Annotated in this window: 18 protein-coding genes; 16 read left to right on the top strand and 2 right to left on the bottom strand. The window is 56.1% G+C overall.

All coding sequences use genetic code 11. The features are described from left to right. Positions 1-28: 28 nt before the first annotated feature. From H9X81_RS02890 to H9X81_RS02880, 3 genes are all read left to right on the top strand, one after another. Positions 29-274: a hypothetical protein gene (locus tag H9X81_RS02890; protein WP_191393034.1), complete on the top strand. Its 246-nt coding sequence runs from the start codon at positions 29-31 to the stop codon at positions 272-274. A gap of 249 nt (positions 275-523) precedes the next feature. Further along, on the top strand, positions 524-1,048 hold the full coding sequence (locus H9X81_RS02885; RefSeq protein WP_191393035.1) for a TetR/AcrR family transcriptional regulator C-terminal domain-containing protein: 525 nt from the start codon (positions 524-526) through the stop codon (positions 1,046-1,048). A gap of 97 nt (positions 1,049-1,145) precedes the next feature. Further along, complete coding sequence (locus H9X81_RS02880) at positions 1,146-1,685, top strand: rubrerythrin family protein (protein ID WP_191393036.1); 540 nt, start codon at positions 1,146-1,148, stop codon at positions 1,683-1,685. 93 nt (positions 1,686-1,778) lie between these two features. Here H9X81_RS02880 and H9X81_RS02875 read toward each other — a convergent pair whose 3' ends face one another. After that, complete coding sequence (locus tag H9X81_RS02875; RefSeq protein WP_191393037.1) at positions 1,779-2,417, bottom strand: AAA family ATPase; 639 nt, start codon at positions 2,415-2,417, stop codon at positions 1,779-1,781. 42 nt (positions 2,418-2,459) lie between these two features. Between H9X81_RS02875 and H9X81_RS02870 the strand changes: the two genes are divergently transcribed. From H9X81_RS02870 to H9X81_RS02850, 5 genes are all read left to right on the top strand, one after another. Then, positions 2,460-2,666 carry a hypothetical protein gene (locus H9X81_RS02870; protein ID WP_204719680.1) on the top strand — a complete coding sequence of 69 codons (207 nt, stop codon included), beginning with the start codon at positions 2,460-2,462 and terminating at the stop codon, positions 2,664-2,666. 22 nt (positions 2,667-2,688) lie between these two features. After that, positions 2,689-3,207, top strand: a complete 519-nt coding sequence (locus tag H9X81_RS02865; RefSeq protein WP_204719677.1) for a DUF4830 domain-containing protein — start codon at positions 2,689-2,691, stop codon at positions 3,205-3,207. Positions 3,208-3,275: 68 nt separating this feature from the next. Then, positions 3,276-4,013 carry a pseudouridine synthase gene (locus tag H9X81_RS02860; protein ID WP_204719675.1) on the top strand — a complete coding sequence of 246 codons (738 nt, stop codon included), beginning with the start codon at positions 3,276-3,278 and terminating at the stop codon, positions 4,011-4,013. Beyond that, positions 4,010-4,252, top strand: coding sequence for a hypothetical protein (locus tag H9X81_RS02855; RefSeq protein ID WP_191393039.1), 243 nt, complete (start codon positions 4,010-4,012; stop codon positions 4,250-4,252). Before H9X81_RS02860 ends, H9X81_RS02855 begins: the two co-directional genes overlap by 4 nt. 169 nt (positions 4,253-4,421) lie before the next feature. Then, entirely contained in the window at positions 4,422-5,384 is a 963-nt protein-coding gene (locus tag H9X81_RS02850; RefSeq protein ID WP_204719673.1) for a hypothetical protein, read from the top strand. Between the two features lie 78 nt (positions 5,385-5,462). Here the strand turns inward: H9X81_RS02850 and H9X81_RS02845 are convergent, their stop codons facing one another. Beyond that, entirely contained in the window at positions 5,463-6,419 is a 957-nt protein-coding gene (locus tag H9X81_RS02845; RefSeq protein WP_204719670.1) for an MATE family efflux transporter, read from the bottom strand. Positions 6,420-6,941: 522 nt separating this feature from the next. Between H9X81_RS02845 and H9X81_RS02840 the strand changes: the two genes are divergently transcribed. The 8 genes from H9X81_RS02840 to H9X81_RS02805 all read left to right on the top strand — a co-directional run bounded on the left by H9X81_RS02840 (position 6,942) and on the right by H9X81_RS02805 (position 16,846). Next, entirely contained in the window at positions 6,942-8,027 is a 1,086-nt protein-coding gene (locus H9X81_RS02840) for a PucR family transcriptional regulator (protein ID WP_191393042.1), read from the top strand. A gap of 86 nt (positions 8,028-8,113) precedes the next feature. After that, a complete protein-coding gene (ftsE, locus tag H9X81_RS02835) occupies positions 8,114-8,803 on the top strand; it encodes a cell division ATP-binding protein FtsE (protein WP_177502563.1) in 690 nt (229 codons plus the stop codon). Continuing rightward, the gene (gene ftsX, locus H9X81_RS02830; protein WP_204719668.1) at positions 8,790-9,707 is read left to right on the top strand and encodes a permease-like cell division protein FtsX; all 918 of its coding nucleotides are present in this window, start codon (positions 8,790-8,792) and stop codon (positions 9,705-9,707) included. The genes ftsE and ftsX overlap by 14 nt, the downstream gene beginning before the upstream one ends. Before the next feature lie 46 nt (positions 9,708-9,753). After that, on the top strand, positions 9,754-10,962 hold the full coding sequence (locus tag H9X81_RS02825) for a murein hydrolase activator EnvC family protein (RefSeq protein WP_204719666.1): 1,209 nt from the start codon (positions 9,754-9,756) through the stop codon (positions 10,960-10,962). Positions 10,963-11,166: 204 nt separating this feature from the next. After that, positions 11,167-12,513 (top strand): S41 family peptidase, encoded by a 1,347-nt coding sequence (locus H9X81_RS02820; RefSeq protein WP_204719664.1) that lies wholly within the window; start codon positions 11,167-11,169, stop codon positions 12,511-12,513. A 198-nt stretch (positions 12,514-12,711) separates the two neighbouring features. Next, positions 12,712-13,188: a transcription elongation factor GreA gene (gene greA / locus H9X81_RS02815; protein ID WP_177502569.1), complete on the top strand. Its 477-nt coding sequence runs from the start codon at positions 12,712-12,714 to the stop codon at positions 13,186-13,188. Between the two features lie 142 nt (positions 13,189-13,330). Further along, positions 13,331-15,301: a lysine--tRNA ligase gene (gene lysS / locus H9X81_RS02810; protein WP_204719662.1), complete on the top strand. Its 1,971-nt coding sequence runs from the start codon at positions 13,331-13,333 to the stop codon at positions 15,299-15,301. Positions 15,302-15,511: 210 nt separating this feature from the next. After that, the gene (locus tag H9X81_RS02805) at positions 15,512-16,846 is read left to right on the top strand and encodes a putative ABC transporter permease (RefSeq protein WP_204719660.1); all 1,335 of its coding nucleotides are present in this window, start codon (positions 15,512-15,514) and stop codon (positions 16,844-16,846) included. Positions 16,847-16,938 lie beyond the last annotated feature (92 nt).

Raw genomic sequence — 16,938 nt, 5'->3', positions numbered from 1 at the left:
CAAAAACCCCAGCAAAGGAGTTGTTTTTATGAAAAAGAGTATCTGGATCTCCCTGGCGGCATTTGCTATCTTTGTAGCGGGCGCCCTGGCAGCTATCGCCATCTATATCAGCCGCAATGGCAGCCGTCTGATCGGTGACGATGAATATGACGATTATGATTTCGATTTCGATGAGGACGAAGATGCCTCGGATGAATACTGCGGTGAATGCGCCATTGATGATGACGCACAGAAGTCGGTTGTAATCGAGGACAATGCCAGCGAGGAGAAGTAAATCTCCCGTCTGGTTCCCACGATCCATGCAGGGCCCTGGTATACAGCCGGGGCCCTGTTTTTTAACTTGTGCCAAAGAATCTTCATTTGGTTCAGCAAAAATAAATGGGTTTCCCCGCAGATTTCCAAAAAATACAATTAGAATTCTATGAATTAGCACTTATACTAAGCAACTGCTGAAAACCTCTTGACCGATGGAGGGAAACATTCTATAATCTAACATATCGCCTAAAGGACAGGAGGAAGTACCATGGCAAATTCGGAACAGACCAAACGAGCCCTGGCCGAAGGGCTGAAAACTGCGCTGCGCAGTCAGGAGTTCGACCAGATCACTGTGGCGGACATCACCGAGTGCAGCGAAGTGAGCCGCAACACATTTTACTACCATTTCCGGGATAAACAGGAACTGGTGGATTGGATCTTCCATACCGATCTTGGTCCGGTGCTCCGGGACAGCCGCCCCGGACGCACCTGGAATGAAGCCCTGACTGAGCTGCTGGCCCGTCTGCAGCGCAGCCGGGTATTCTATGCCGGTATCCTGCGCAATCAGGGTCAGGACCGGTTCAGCAGCTGTCTGTTTGAGGACTGCAGCCAGATGGTAAGCAGCCTGCTGGCCCGCCGCCCGGGAGAGCTTTCTCTGGCGGAACAGGAGATGGCTGCCCGGTTCTATGCCCATGCAGTCATCGGATTGGCAATGGATTGGATTCGCGGCGACACCCAGGCAGAACCTGAAGAGATTGTCACCATGCTGCAGAAGCTGATCAATCGCCGCTGAGTGAAAAACTCCCGTCTGGATCACAGGCGGGAGTTTTTTCCGCGCATAAACCACAGCTCCCATGTCCACACTGATGGGTGAAAAGGAGCGTGGTACCATGGAATTTGAGAAAAGCAGGACCTGGGCCAATCTGATGAGTGCCTTTGCAGGTGAAAGTCAGGCCCGGACCAAGTATGAAAATTATGCCCAGAAGGCTTCGGAACAGGGCTATGAGCAGATCGCGGCCATCTTCCGGGCCACTGCCGCCAATGAGCTGGCCCATGCGTCAATCTGGCTGGAAGCCCTCCATGAAGGCGCCCTGCCGGATACCCTGGTCAATCTCCAGGACGCGGCCCAGGGCGAGCATTTTGAGTGGAGCAGCATGTACAAGGACTATGCCGAGATCGCCCGGGAGGAGGGCTATACCCGTCTGGCGGCGGCCTTTGAGCTGACTGCCAGGGTGGAGGCGGAGCATGAGGCCCGGTACCGGAGCCTGATCGGGCATCTGGAACAGGGCTCCCTTTCCAAGCGTGCCGAAAAGACTGTGTGGATCTGCCGGTACTGCGGGCATATCCACGAGGGGGAGGCGGCTCCGATGCGCTGTCCGCTCTGCGGCAAGGCCCAGGGCTTCTTCGAGGTGCACAGCCGGGAAGTGTGATCCCTCTTTATACGCAAAAACCGTCCGGAGCTGTTTGATACAGCCCCGGACGGTTTTTGTATTAAGGAGGAGAAAACAGATGAGATTCAGAATTTACTTGGCTTCCGCCGCTTCCTTTTCCATTTCAGCATTCTTGGCTTCGATGAAACGGATCAGGGTTTCCACTGCGCCGTCAATGCCGATGCAGTCGGTGCGCAGGGCCAGATGATAGTTCTCTGCCCGGCCCCACTTCATGCCGGTGTAGTAGTTGTAGTAGTTGGCACGGCGCTTGTCGGTCTTGTTGATGAGCTCAACCACATTGTCGCTCTCCACGCCGTAATCCTCTACAACACGGCGGACCTTGCTCTCCATATCCGAGTGGATAAAGACATTGAGCACATTGGGCTTATTGCGCAGGACATAGTCCGCGCAGCGCCCGACAATAACGCACGGGCCTTTTTCTGCCACGCTCTGGATGGTTTTGGACTGGGCGATAAACAGCTTATCGTTGAGCGGCATATCGTAGAGTCCCATGGTATTCCCGTACATGGACAGCGAATAGAGCAGGCTGTTGGTGATATTGCGGTCATTCTTTTCAAAGAGATGTTCTGCAAAGCCGCTTTCCTCAGCAGCCAGTGTAATCAGTTCCTTGTCATAGAAGGGGATGCCCAGCCGTTCTGCCAGCTTCTGACCGATGAGTCGTCCGCCCGAACCATACTGACGGCTGATGGTAATGATGGTGTTGTTTTTCATAAACAGCCCTTCTTTCTTATATAGATATCCGGAAAACGGACGATGGATCAAAGAGTTCCGATTCTCTTTGTTCAGCTTTATTATAGCACAAGACTTGGAAGAAATCAACAAAAAATATATACTTTTCTATTTTTATTACTGCAAAATAAACTGAACCAACTTATTGTTATGAATAAGTTGCCGGATGCGGCGGAGAATCCGGCCCGGGAGCGGGGACATGGACGCATATTCTTCCGCCCCAGGGGATAAATATGGGGACAGGAGGGATAGTATGATTACCATTTCACTGCGTATGGATAAGAAGCGTCTGGCGGCTCTGGTGCTGGCCCTGGCTCTGGCAGGGGCGGGAGCGGTGTGCGCCAAGCAGATGCTCTGGCAGAATGTGCTGCCGGCGGAGAGCACCGTATCCGCCCGGAAGGTGAATACAGCTGCCGCCAATGAACAGCAGCGCCGGGATTTTATGGCGGCGTACGGCTGGGAGGTGGAGGAGGAACCGCTGGAGATCCAGGAGGTGCTGATCCCCAGCGAGTTTGACGAAACCTATGAGAAATACAACTACATCCAGAAGCAGCAGGGCTTTGATCTGAGCCGGTACCGGGGCAAGGTGTGCCGGAAGTATGTCTATGCGCTGCCGGGGTACCCGGGCGGCGTGGAGGACGCGCGCATTACCCTGCTGATCTACAAGGACCGGGTCATCGGCGGGGACATCAGTTCGCCGTCAGCGGATGGGTTCATGCATGGGTTTGACGCCTCCTCGTCGGTATGGCTGGGACTGGAGCAGCTTGCCTGACCTGCGCACTTGAGAAAACAGCCGGGGTATGGTATCCTTGAATCAGCAAACCGAAGGAGGAGTACCCCATGGCAAAGATGCGTCTGGACCGGCTGTTGGCCGGACAGGGCACCCAGACCCGCAAGGAGGTCCGGGAACTGATCCGGAAAGGCCGGGTGACAGTGAATGGTCAGCCGGAAAAGGCAGCGGACCGGCAGGTGGAGCCGCTGACCGATGTGATTGAGGTGGATGGCGTCCCGCTGCGGGTGCGGGAACATGTCTATCTCATGCTCCACAAGCCCCAGGGGGTGGTATCCGCCACCGAGGACCGGCATCAGCCCACTGTAGTGGATCTGGTGCCGCCGGAACTGCGCCGGAAGAATCTCTTCCCTGCGGGCCGGCTGGACAAGGATACCGAGGGCTTTGTGCTCATCACCGATGACGGCGCCTTCGCCCACCGCATCCTCGCCCCGAAGAACAAGCTCCCCAAGCGGTACACCGCAGTGCTGGATCACCGTCTGGACCCGGCGGTGATCGGTGAGTTTGAAAAGGGCGTGGACATCGGCGGCGGGGATCACACCCTGCCGGCAGAGCTCACCATCCTGGAAAACGGGGAAAACCCCCGGGTATCGGTGATCATCTGCGAGGGAATGTACCATCAGATCAAGCGGATGTTCGAGCGGTTCGGCTATCGGGTGATCTACCTCAAGCGGGAACAGATCGGCGGTCTGCCCCTGGACCCCGCCCTGCCCAAGGGCGCCTGCCGGGAGCTGACCGATGAGGAACTCCACCGTCTGGAGGAGAAGGAAGGAGAGGACGCACAGTGAAACGATGGGATCGTCTGTCCCGGGGATTCCGGCAGCTCCGGTGGGGCGTGTCGGTATTCACCGGAACCCTGAGCATGGCTGCGGGCATCTTCACAGCCGGGACGGTGCAGCGGTTCCGCCTGTGGAAGATCAGCAAGCTGGTCTGGATTCCGCCGGCAGTGTGGACCGCCGGAGGGTTCCTGGGCGTCTGCCGGGCAACCCGCCGTCTGGAGCGCAGCCGCCCGCGCCGCCGTACATAAATACGCAGCCGCACCTGGCCGGAGAGACCTTCTCCGGAGCCGGTGCTTTTTATATACAATTTGTTTGGACAGTGATACAAAAACCACCATTTGAATTGATTCACCCGATGCCCTGTGATAGAATATCCGGGTAGTGTATTGTAGTATCAGATCAGAGGAGTGAACAGAAATGAATGGAAAAGTCCGTCGGTTCTACGAGGAGCTGGCTGCGATGTCCGGCCTGCGCCTGGACCCCGAGGGCGGTGCCCTGTACGGCACTTACAAGGGGTATGGCGTAGCAGTCCTGGCCCCCAACCCTTCCTATCCGTACCAGATGTGCGCGGTGTTCTCCTCCAGCCGTCCGGATGGCCCCCTCACCAAGGAGGAATGCAAGCAGTTCCTCAAGGAGCATAAGGCCGCGGCGGATCTCAGCCAGAATGGATGGCAGATCACCATGGTCATCCGGGGCGGCATGGGACAGAAGCACCTCCGGGAAAACTTTGTGCAGTCGCTGGAGGATACAACCGCCTACCTGCGCGGCGCCGGCTTCACCGACTGCTGCCAGTCCTGCGGCAAGGTGACAGAAACCGATCCGTGCTGTGTGGCAGGCGCCTATGAGCACCTCTGCCCGGACTGCTATGCAGCCCTCCAGCAGAGCAGAAACCAGGAGTCCATGCGGCAGGCCGGCAAGGGCGAGAACATCACCGGCGGTCTGGTGGGCGCCCTGCTCGGCAGTCTGGTGGGCGTGGTGAGCATCATCATCTTCAGCCAGCTGGGCTATGTGGCGGCCCTCTCGGGCGTGATCATGGCAGTCTGCACCCTCAAGGGCTATGAAATGCTCGGCGGAAACCTCTCCCGCAAGGGTGTGGCACTCTGCGTGGTGCTCATGCTGGCGATGACCTTCGTGGGCGACCGTCTGGACTGGGCGATCCTGGTGTCCCGGGAGCTGGGATACAGCTTCCTGACCTCCTTCCGCCTGATCCCCGCGCTCATTGAGGCAGACATCATCGAGGCCTCCTCCTACTGGACCAACCTGGTGATGCTCTATCTCTTCCTGCTGCTGGGCATGGTTCCCACTGTGCGCAATTCGCTGGTGTCCCGTGCCAACGCAAGCCGCATCTACCGTCTGGAAAAGTCCGGCACCCGGATGTAACCATCTGCCGGTGCAGTAAAAAATCCCCTTCCCGTGATTCCGGGAAGGGGATTTTTGGTTTATGGCAAGGGCCGGGGCTCAGCGCAGGGCGGGACGGACACGGTCATACCGTCCGGCGCCGTAGCTGGTGCTGAGGATGGGCTGGGCAGCCTGGGCCATGCCGTTGAAGACGCCCTTGCCCACATAGGCGATGTTGGAGAGCACCGAGAAGATGGCCACAGCCGCTTCGCCGCTGACCCGGAGCAGGGCGATGTTGAAAAGCAGGACGATGAGCCCGGCGGAGAGTTCCAGAATGCTGGAGCCGATGCCGTTCCGGAGCACCCGGACACAGGCGGCGGGGTCAAAGAAGTTCCGGGTCAGGTGCAGGTGGTTCTGGTGCAGGGCAAAGTGGAGCAGGTAGAACAGCACAGCCACACAGTGTCCGAGGATGGTTGCCAGACCGGCGCCGAACATGCCCATGCCCAGCTTCATGGTAAAGACATAGTCCAGCACGATATTGCAGATATTGCCGGTGGTGCCGGCGATCATCACCAGACGGGGGTTGCCGTCCGCCCGGATGATGACGCCCAGGGCGCCGGAGAAGATATAGGCAAAGGCGAGCAGGTTGATGGGACGCATATAGTCCACCACTTCGGTGAGGATGCGGTCAGTGGCGCCGAATACCCGGGCCAGCGGCACAATGAACACCGAGGTGAGCAGGGTCAGGGTCAGGCCCACAACTGCCAGCAGTACCATCGACTGGGTAAAGACCCGGTTGGTCTGCTGGGTCTGTCCCTGTCCGGTGAGGATGGAGGCAGTGGTGGCAGTACCGACGCCCACCATCAGGCTGAAAGCGGAAAAGAGGGTGAATACCGGCAAGGCCACATTCAGGGCAGCCAGGCCGTCGCTGCCCACAGCCGCCCCCACAAAGAACACATCTGCCATACAGTAGAAGGAATGGGCGATCTGTCCGATGAGGGTGGGGAGCAGATAGCGGAAGTAATCACTCTGCACCTCCCGGCGCACGGCCGGATCGATGGACACAGAAGCAGTCATGGAGCAAAAGACCTCTCTTTTTTCTGAAAATAGGGAGGCAGAAGAAGCCTTCCACGCCCGCACCCGAGATTCTACCACGGGGCAGACGAAAAAGAAAGTGGGATACCGGACGAAAAAATCCGGGGAAATACCGCCTATTTTGCCGGTCTGCACAAGCAGCCGGGGAAAATGCAGGGAGGCCGGGGGATAGCGTCAAATTGCACAAAGCATTCCCAGCACCTGCCCGTTCTGGAAAAAATTCTCTGCAATAATATCTAAAAAATCCTGCACAGTATAGTGGAATCTGTCAGAAGAAAGGGGGGAGTTTTGGGAACCTAAGCTTTGTGCTTCAATACAAAATCCAGGGAAATCCAGGCGCAAAATAGGCAATCTGCCGGAAAGTTAGCAAAAAATAGACAAAAACTTGCAACTTTTATCGTGGTTTCTATTGCAAAACAGGCGGGTTTTATGTACAATAGTGTGTGTATTGGCTATACTGACGAAAGTTTGCACTGAAATCATAGCGAAGAGGGGTAAAGAATTATGTCTAACCGGTTATTCCAGGGCATTATCCACCAGATGCGGGATTCCATCGACCGTGTGATCGGCGTTGTGGACGATACTGCTACCGTTATCTCCTGCAGCGATCTCACCCGCATCGGGGAGACCAGTGAATATCTCATGCTGGACATGGGGGAAAATCAGGATCTGTTTGTGCGGGATGGATATACCTACAAGCCGTTCGGTTCCAAGTCCAAGCCGGAGTTTGCGGTCTTTGTGGAGGGCTCGGACGAAATGGCTGCCCGGTACTGCGGCATTCTGGCTGTGGCATTGTCCGGCATCAAGCAGTATTATGACGAGAAGTATGACCGCAACAACTTCATCAAGAATGTAATCCTCGACAACATCCTGCCCGGCGACATCTATGTCAAGGCCCGGGAAATGCACTTCAATTCGGATGTGAGCCGGGTGGTTCTGCTGGTGCGGATCGTCTCCTCCAATGATATCTCCGCCTTCGATGTGATCCAGAACCTGTTCCCCAACAAGCAGAAGGACTTTGTCTTCAATATCAGCGAGAGTGACATCGTGCTGGTCAAGGAGATCAAGGCCGGCATCGATTCCAAGGACCTGGAAAAGCTGGCCCGTTCCATTGTGGATACTCTGGGCGGCGAGTTCTATACCAAGGTTGTTGTGGGCATCGGCACCACTGTTGTGGGCGTCAAGGATCTGGCCAAGAGCTTCAAGGAAGCACAGGTCGCGCTGGAAGTGGGCAAGGTATTCGATACCGAAAAGGCCATTGTCAGCTATGATAACCTGGGCATCGCCCGTCTGATCTATCAGCTTCCCACCACCCTGTGTGAAATGTTCCTCAAGGAAGTATTCAAGAAGGGTTCCATCGAGAGCCTGGATCAGGAGACTCTGTTCACCATCCAGAAGTTCTTTGAAAACAATCTGAATGTATCGGAAACTTCCAGAAAGCTGTTCGTACACCGCAATACCCTGGTTTACCGGCTGGAGAAGATCAAGAAGCTCACCGGTCTGGATCTGCGGGAGTTCGATCACGCCATCATCTTCAAGGTTGCCCTGATGGTCAAGAAGTATCTGACAGCCAATCCCGTCAAGTATTGATCCCGCTGCGGGAACCAGCACCTGACAGTTCTGAAAAAGACCGTATAATCCCAAATGAGTCATTGTCTGCAAGGCGGTAATTGAGTGTGATTAAACTGACAAATGTATCCAAGCGGTACCCTTCCGGAAATCTGGCACTCGACAATGTGAGTTTGGATATCGATAAAGGCGAATTTGTGTTTATTGTCGGCTCTTCGGGAGCGGGCAAGAGTACGCTGATGCGCCTTTTGCTTCGGGAAGAAACTCCCACTTCCGGCCGTGTGATTGTAAATGGTCGGAATGTAGGGGAGATGAAGCGGCGTGATATCCCCTATTTCCGGCGGACGCTCGGCGTGGTGTTTCAGGATTTCCGCCTGATTCCCACAATGAATGTGTATGACAATGTGGCCTTTGCCCTGCGTGCCACCAATGTATCCAATAAGGATATCCGGCAGCGTGTGCCCTATATTCTCAATCTGGTGGGCCTGCAGGGAAAAGCCCGCAGCATGCCGGAGCAGATCTCCGGCGGCGAACAGCAGCGTGTGGCCCTGGCCCGGGCGCTGGTCAACAATCCGGATCTCATCCTGGCGGACGAGCCCACCGGCAATATCGACCCGGAACTCTCCTATGAGATCGTGGAACTGCTCACCGAGATCAATAAAGTGGGTACCACCATTGTGATGGTCACCCATGAACATGAACTGGTTGCGCAGTTCGATCATCGCATCATTCAGATCGAAAAGGGCCGCCTGGTGGCGGATACCGGCAAAATAGGAGGTCACAATGGGAGGAAGTAGTATCGGGTACCTTCTGCGGGAAGGCGCCCGGAATATCTATGCAAACAAACAGATGTCGGTGGCAGCCATCGGTGTACTGGTGGCCTGTATGCTGCTGATCGGTGCTTCCATTGTGTTCAGCTTCAATGCCAACAGCTTTGTAGGCTATGTGGAAGCACAGAATGAAGTAGTGGTGTTCCTCAAGGATAACCTGAGTGACGACCGCATTTCCGAAGTGGAACAGCAGCTGAAGAATACCGAGAATGTATCGGCAGTCCGGTTCATCAGCAAGGAAGAGGGTCTGAACAGCTGGGTACAGTCCATGAGCGGTGTGGCTGAAAACAGCGAGGAGCTGTTTGCCCCCCTCTATGAGGACAATATCATGCCCGATTCCTTCAGCGTGACCATCCGGGATCTTTCCCAGCTGGACGCCACCGTACAGGTGCTGTCCGATTACGATGATGTGGACTATGTCCGGGCGCCGGAACAGGTGGCCCAGACCATCACCATCATCAAGCATGCTGTCAACCTGGGCGGCGCAGCCATTGTGCTGCTGCTCATCGGCGTGGCATCGATGATCATTGCCAACACCATCAAGATCACCGTATTCAACCGCCGCAAGGAAATCAGCATCATGAAGTATGTGGGCGCAACGGATATGTTTATCCGCCTGCCCTTTATTGTGGAAGGGCTTCTGCTCGGCCTGCTCTCCGCTTCGGTGGCCTTCCTGCTGATCTGGGGGCTCTATTCCCTGCTGGTACACTGGCTGGCAGGCGAGGGTGTGGGCTGGCTGACCTTCCTCACCGAGAACCTGGTGCCCTTCGGCTCTATGGCACTGCCGCTCATGGGCTGCTTCCTGTTTGTGGGAGTTGCCATCGGCACCCTGGGCAGCATAATCTTTGTGCGTAAATACCTGAAAGTATAACGGCGGCCATTCCCCCGGGGATGGACAGAAAAAGAGGCGATACCCCATGCATCAGACATACAGACGGCTGATCGCGCTGACACTCTGTGCCGGCCTGATCACCACAGCATTCAGTACACAGTCGGAGAAGCTCTGGCAGGTGAGCTATGCGGACACCACCGTGAGCTCGGATGACCAGGCGCAGATCGACGACCTGAACAACCAGTATGAAGAACTGGAGGAACATCAGAAGGAGATCCAGGCGCAGATCGACGCAGCCAAGAGTGAAAAGGACAAGTATCTGGCAGAGAAGAATCAGCTCAATGGTCAGATCGACAATACCCAGGCGCAGATCAATGTGCTCACCGACAAGATCACCCTGCTGGACAATATGATCGCGGAGAACAACGCAAGCATTGCGGATCTGGAAGAGGAGATCGACAAGGATTATGAGATCTTCCGTCAGCGGGCCCGGGCTTCCTATATGTCCGGGGACAGCAGCACCATCAGCCTGCTGCTGGGTGCTGACAGCTTTTCCGACTTCCTGATGAAGGCGGACATCACCGCCCGGGTAGCGGAAAATGACCGGGAGATCATTGCCGGCCTGGAAGCCAACATTGCGGAGCTGGAAAAGCTCCAGGAGGAAAATGAGGCCAACAAGGCGGATCTCAACGAGTCCAAGGGTACCCTGGACGAGAAGAAGCAGCAGCTCAATGGTCAGGTGAGCCAGATCCAGGGGCAGATCGAGGACATCGATGCCCTGCAGAAGCAGTATGAGGCCAACAAGGCAGAGATCGACAAGATGATGGCGCAGGTACAGAGCGAAATCAACGACATCTATGCCTCCTATGAGTCCCAGGGCGAATATACCGGCGGCGTCATGACCTGGCCTGTACCCGGTTACACCGGCATCACCAGTTACTATGGCTGGCGCTTCAACAACACCGACTTCCACACCGGCATTGATATTTCCGGCTCCAATATCTACGGACAGAATATCGTGGCGGCAGCGGACGGCGTTGTCATCAAGGCCCAGGAGACCTATGTCCAGGGCGTAGGCTATGGACGGTACCTCATCATCGACCATGGCGGCAATATCTCCACCCTGTATGGTCATACCAGCCAGCTGCTGGTATCCGAGGGCGATCATGTCACCCGCGGACAGGCCATTGCCAAGGTGGGTTCCACCGGCTGGAGTACCGGCCCGCATCTGCACTTCGAGGTGCGTGAAAACGGTACCGCTGTCAATCCGCTCAGCGGCTATCTCAAGCCCTGATCACACAGAACAGCATGTTCAGACAGGCTGCGGCTTTCCCCGTGGGAGGCGGCAGCCTGTTTTTCATGGGAAAATCCCGGGTGTTCACAGAATTTTTACCTTCGGGGCACAGATTCTGTCCCCAAGGCTGTGGAAACTGTGTTATACTATACCGGTAGATCTCTGCCGTCCCATGCGGCAGAACCAGAGGCAGGAGTTGAATCAATGAACAGAAAAATTTCACTGGGCGTCGCCATTGCGCTGATGTCCCTGGCAGCGGCGGTAGCCATTGTCATTACGGCAGGCTACTCCATGTACGACTTCAACGGCCGGATGCAAAGCCTGCGGGAAAGTGAAGTCATGTACAGCAAACTCAATGAGATCGACGGATATGTCCGTCAGAACTTTTATGGGGATATTGATGAGGAAGAACTGATGAATGCCGTAGCCAAGGGCTATGTCAGCGGCCTGGGCGACAAGTATGCCCGGTATATGACCCCCGAGGAATATCAGGCACAGATGGAAGCCTATGAGAGCCAGAAGGCCTCCATCGGCGTCAGCGTTGTCATGGACCCCAGCGGTTATATGAAGGTCATCGAGGTCTTTGCCGATTCCCCGGCAGAGGAAGCCGGCATTGAAGTGGGCGACCTCATCGTGGAAGTGGAAGGCACCATGGTCACTGCCGATAACTATTCGGAACTGAGCACCTCCATGGGCGGCGAGGAAGGCTCCACCCTGAATCTGGTGGTCCGCCGGGACAGCCAGGACGATGATGTGGAGATCGTCCGCCGGAATATCGAAGTGCCCATGGTCACCTGGGAACAGTACGGCGATGTGGGCTACATCAGGATCAAGGAGTTCCACAACAATACTCCTGCCCAGTTCAATACTGCCCTCAAGCAGCTCACCGGCAATGGCGTCAAGGCGCTGATTTTTGATGTGCGCAACAACCCCGGCGGCACCATTGACTCGGTGGTGGATATGCTGGATACCCTGCTGCCCGAAGGCGATCTGGTATCGGCTACCTATCACGACGGTCACACCGAGGTGCTGGGCACCAGTGACGCCGATGAGGTGAACCTCCCCATGGTGGTAATCACCAACGAGAATACCGCCAGTGCGGCAGAGCTGTTCGCCCAGGCCATCAAGGATTACAACAAGGGCCGTACCGTAGGCACCCAGACCTATGGCAAGGGCGTAATGCAGACCATCTATCCCCTGAGCGACGGCGGCGCCCTGAGCATCACCGTAGCCAAGTACAATCCCCCCAAGAGCGAGAACTTTGACGGGGTAGGCGTCAAGCCGGATTACGCGGTGCAGCTCACAGCGGAACAGCAGCGCAACTTCTATGAGCTGTACGAGGAGACCGATCCCCAGCTGAAGAAGGCACTGGAGCTGGCGGAAGCGGTGATCAAGACCGGCGGCTTTGACGGCCTGAGCGAGATCCCCGAGAGCAGCTCGGAGGAGGAGACCGAGGAGGATACCTCCAGCGAAGAGGAGACCGCTTCGGAGGAGACTTCGTCGGAGGAGGAGAGCAGCGAAGAGAGCTCTTCCGAGGACGAAGCTGCATAAGCTCCAACTGAATACCAAGGGAAAAATCCCACAGGCGGCAGATTCCAGTATCTGCCGCCTGTTTTGCCAAAATAAATCACCGGGAAGTGCGGATCAGACAGCTTTCGCACTTGACACCGGGGACTGATTTTACTATAATACTGATATTATGCGTCGCAGGACGCACATTTGTTTGACTGAACTGCACCAGAAAGGGTGATTGCTTTGGATAAGATTTTGATGACACAGGAGGGCTTTGACAAGCTCCAGGAAGAACTGCATCAGCTGCGCACCACTGGTCGTGCGGAAGTATCCGAGAAGATCCGTATAGCCCGTGGATTCGGTGACCTGTCCGAGAACAGTGAGTATGATGAGGCCAAGAATGACCAGGCTGTCATGGAAGCCCGCATCGCACAGCTGGAGGAACAGCTCAAGCATGTGGAGATCATCGACCATGATGATATTGCCACCGATGCTGTATCGGTTGGTTCGCTGGTCAAGATCCTGGATGTGGAATACGGCGATGAGATGACCTATCGCATTGTATCGTCCCTGGAATCGGGCGGCGAAGGAGAAACCATCACCGATAAGTCGCCGGTAGGCCAGGCTCTGCTGGGCCATAAGGTGGGCGAAGTGGTAGAGGTTCAGGCTCCGGCTGGCGTGATCAGCTTCAAGATCCTGGAAATCTCCCGGTAAAGAACAGTGTTTTGACAGATGCGGACAGAAATGTCCGCATTTTGTGTTTCTATGGGAAAAAGTCAAATTCCGCCGCTGGACAAACGGCTAAAACATGATAAAATAAAAAGGTAACGTTAATTATACAGGGAGTGTAAAATAGATGAGTGAACGGAACAATACCCCCGTACAGGAGGAAGTTCAGACCGGCGAGAGCCTTTCGGAACTGCTCCAGATCCGACGGAACAAGCTCAATGAACTGATGGAATCGGGTCAGAATCCCTATGAGATCACCCGTTTTGATGTAGATGCCCATGCCAAGGAAATTGTGGATGGCTTTGACAATGGCTTTGAGGGCCGTCATGTATCCATTGCCGGCCGTATTATGAGCTGGCGTGATATGGGTAAGGCCAACTTCATCGACCTGCAGGATGGCAGCGGCCGCATCCAGATCTATGTAAAGATCAATGAGATCGGCGAGGAAGCTTTCCGTCAGTTCGGCAAGTGGGACCTGGGCGACATCATCGGCGTGGAAGGCGAAGTATTCCGCACCCGCCGGGGTGAGATCTCGGTGAAGGCTGAAAAGCTGACCCTGCTCTCCAAGAGCCTGCGTCCGCTGCCGGAAAAGTGGCATGGCCTTAAGGACACCGATGCCCGGTACCGTCAGCGCTATCTGGACCTGATGGTGAACCCCGATGTGAAGAAGACCTTCATCACCCGTTCCAAGTTCATCAAGTTCATGCGCAGCTATCTGGACGATATGGGCTATATCGAAGTGGAAACCCCGGTGCTCAATACCATTGCCGGCGGTGCCGCTGCCCGTCCGTTCATCACCCATCACAATACGCTGGACATTGATATGTATATGCGCATCGCCACCGAGCTGCCGCTGAAGCGTCTGATCGTGGGTGGTATGGAGCGCGTCTATGAGATCGGACGCATCTTCCGCAATGAGGGCATGGACCCCAAGCACAACCCCGAATTCACCACGGTGGAGCTCTACCAGGCCTACACTGATTTCCATGGCATGATGGATATTGCCGAGGGCATTCTCTCGGGCGCTGCCAAGGAGATCCTGGGCACCTATGAGATCCAGTGGCAGGGCGAGACCATCGACCTGACCCCCGGCTGGCGCCGTCTGACCATGGTAGAGGCCGTACGGGAGTATGTGGGCATTGACTTTGATGCCATCACCGACGATGCTGAAGCTGTGGCTGCTGCCAAGGCCGTGGGCGTGGAGCTGGCTGAAACTGCCGACAAGACCTGGGGCAACGCACTCTATGCCTGCTTCGATCAGAAGGTAGAAGAGAGGCTGATCCAGCCGACTTTCATCACCATGTATCCGGTGGAGGTATCCCCGCTGACCAAGCGCAGCCCCAAGGACCCCCGCCTGACCGAGCGGTTCGAGCTGTTTGTCTGCCACAGCGAGCTGGCAAACGCCTATTCCGAGCTCAACGATCCCATCGACCAGCGTCAGCGGTTTGAAAAGCAGGTGGAACTGCGTGACCGCGGCGATGATGAAACTGAGATGCTGGATGAGGACTTCCTCATGGCACTGGAATACGCCATGCCGCCCACGGGTGGTATGGGCATGGGCATTGACCGTGCAGTCATGATGCTCACCAACTCGGATACAATCCGGGAAGTAATTCTGTTCCCCACCATGAAGCCGCTGGGCACCGGTGACCGCCGGGAGGAAAAGGCAGCAGCTGCCGCTCCGGCTGCGGTTCCCATGAAGGAAGCAGTCACAGAGCCGACAGACTTCTCCAAGGTGGAGATCGAGCCGCTGTTCCAGGATATGATCGACTACGAGACCTTTGCCAAGTCGGATTACCGGGTTGTGAAGGTCAAGGCCTGTGAGGCAGTGCCCAAGAGCAAGAAGCTGCTCAAGTTCGTGCTGGACGATGGCTCGGGTGAGGACCGTGTGATCCTCAGCGGCATCCATGAGTACTATGAGCCGGAGGAGCTGGTGGGCAAGACCCTGATTGCCATCACCAACCTGCTGCCCCGGAAGATGATGGGCATCGACTCCTGCGGCATGCTTATCAGCGCCGTACACAGTGAGGACGGCAAGGAAGGGCTCAATCTGCTGATGGTGGACGACCGCATCCCCGCCGGCGCCAAGCTCTACTGAGTGATCCCCTGATATGAACCAATCAAGCGAATCGGAGAGATCCTTCTCCGGTTCGCTTTTTTGTATGCCGGTAAAAATGTCTGGATTGTGAATGATTCATGGACAGCAATTCACAGGATTCTGGAAATGTTCAGCCCCAGGTTACAACTTTTATGCCAGAAAAAGGTATACTGTGTTGTGTTGGCTGTATGTGTATAAGGAGTGTTTTTTATGGATTCGCTGTATCTTGCATTGGGGCTCTTCTTCCTCTATTCCTTCTTCGGATGGCTGGCTGAAGTCGCCTTCTCGGCTGTGAGCCGCAAAAAGTTTGTCAATACCGGTTTCCTCACCGGCCCGGTCTGTCCCATCTATGGCGTGGGCATCCTGTTTATCCTGCGCTTCCTGGAACCACTGCGGAATGATCTGTTCTTCCTCTTTGTGGGCAGCACCGTCGTTGCCACCGTGCTGGAATATGCCACCAACCGCTTCCTGGAAGGCCTCACCGGTACCAAGTGGTGGGATTACAGCCGGTTCCGCTTCCACTTCGGCGGCTATGTCTGCCTGCCGTTTTCCGCCTTCTGGGGCGCGGGCGCTGTGGCCATCGTCCGCTGGATCAACCCCCTGGTTGTCCGGCTGGTGCAGCTGATCCCCGTTCCCGTCGGTCGGGTGATCCTGCTGGGCTGTGTGATCCTGCTCGGCCTGGACCTGATCGCCACCGCCGGCACCATGGTGCGGATGCGCCGTCAGTTTGCCCTTACCCCCGAGCAGATGGAGGCCCTGGAACAGGCTGCCAGCCTCCCGGGACGGCTCAGCGAAGCCATCCTCGGACGCATCCAGCGCCGTATGGAGCGCACCGTTCCCCAGCTCTCCCGGCATGAGGAAGCTGCCCGGGCCTTCCGGGAACACCAGAAAGCTGCCAGCGGCGTCTTTGCCTATGGCTGCGGCTTCTATAAGCTGGTATGGCTCTTCGGCATCGGCGCTTTCCTGGGTGACATCATCGAAACCATCTACTGCCATGCTACCGCGGGGGTGTGGATGAGCCGCAGCAGTGTGCTGTACGGTCCGTTCAGCATCGTGTGGGGACTGGGCGCCGTACTGATGACCGTCATGCTCGAACGCCTCCGCCACCGGGACAGCGTCGCTGTCTTTCTGGCAGGCACTGTTCTGGGCGGCGTGTATGAATATGTGTGCAGCGTCTTTACCGAAGTGATGTTCGGAACGGTGTTCTGGGATTACAGCGCCTTCAAATTCAACCTCGGCGGACGCATCAACCTGCTCTACTGCTTCTTCTGGGGCATGGCGGCAGTGGTGTGGATCAAGGGAGTCTATCCCTTCCTGTCCGACCGCATCGAACGCCTGCCCATCCGGCTGGGCCGGGTGCTCACCTGGGTCTTTGTGGTGTTCATGTCGGTGAATATCACCCTGTCCGGCCTGGCTCTGGCCCGGTATTCCCAGCGGGCTTCGGGCGTGGATACACCGCCCACTGCCCTGAGCACCTTCCTGGACGAACACTATCCCGATGAGCGGATGCGGCGGGTCTATCCCAATGCTGTCCACACCGACTGACCGCTCCGGCAGATTGCCTTAAAATCTGCTTATTCCGGGACGGAACTTCTATGGAAATTTCGTCCGGAATCCGCAATTTTTTATAGACAAAT

Origin of the sequence: Hydrogenoanaerobacterium saccharovorans, assembly GCF_016901815.1 — a bacterium.
GTDB lineage: Bacteria > Bacillota > Clostridia > Oscillospirales > Ruminococcaceae > Avimicrobium > Avimicrobium caecorum.
This window is presented reverse-complemented; position numbering and strand designations above follow the sequence as displayed.

Coding starts and splice junctions, on each gene's coding strand:
- H9X81_RS02885 (WP_191393035.1), top strand. CDS start 524: ATGGCAAATTCGGAACAGACCAAACGAGCCCTGGCCGAAGGGCTGAAA.
- ftsX (WP_204719668.1), top strand. CDS start 8,790: ATGGGAGGAAGTAGTATCGGGTACCTTCTGCGGGAAGGCGCCCGGAAT.
- H9X81_RS02850 (WP_204719673.1), top strand. CDS start 4,422: ATGAATGGAAAAGTCCGTCGGTTCTACGAGGAGCTGGCTGCGATGTCC.
- H9X81_RS02875 (WP_191393037.1), bottom strand. CDS start 2,417: ATGAAAAACAACACCATCATTACCATCAGCCGTCAGTATGGTTCGGGC.
- H9X81_RS02890 (WP_191393034.1), top strand. CDS start 29: ATGAAAAAGAGTATCTGGATCTCCCTGGCGGCATTTGCTATCTTTGTA.
- H9X81_RS02870 (WP_204719680.1), top strand. CDS start 2,460: ATGGATCAAAGAGTTCCGATTCTCTTTGTTCAGCTTTATTATAGCACA.
- H9X81_RS02880 (WP_191393036.1), top strand. CDS start 1,146: ATGGAATTTGAGAAAAGCAGGACCTGGGCCAATCTGATGAGTGCCTTT.
- H9X81_RS02805 (WP_204719660.1), top strand. CDS start 15,512: ATGGATTCGCTGTATCTTGCATTGGGGCTCTTCTTCCTCTATTCCTTC.
- H9X81_RS02845 (WP_204719670.1), bottom strand. CDS start 6,419: ATGACTGCTTCTGTGTCCATCGATCCGGCCGTGCGCCGGGAGGTGCAG.
- H9X81_RS02865 (WP_204719677.1), top strand. CDS start 2,689: ATGATTACCATTTCACTGCGTATGGATAAGAAGCGTCTGGCGGCTCTG.
- H9X81_RS02840 (WP_191393042.1), top strand. CDS start 6,942: ATGTCTAACCGGTTATTCCAGGGCATTATCCACCAGATGCGGGATTCC.
- H9X81_RS02860 (WP_204719675.1), top strand. CDS start 3,276: ATGGCAAAGATGCGTCTGGACCGGCTGTTGGCCGGACAGGGCACCCAG.
- lysS (WP_204719662.1), top strand. CDS start 13,331: ATGAGTGAACGGAACAATACCCCCGTACAGGAGGAAGTTCAGACCGGC.
- H9X81_RS02825 (WP_204719666.1), top strand. CDS start 9,754: ATGCATCAGACATACAGACGGCTGATCGCGCTGACACTCTGTGCCGGC.
- H9X81_RS02820 (WP_204719664.1), top strand. CDS start 11,167: ATGAACAGAAAAATTTCACTGGGCGTCGCCATTGCGCTGATGTCCCTG.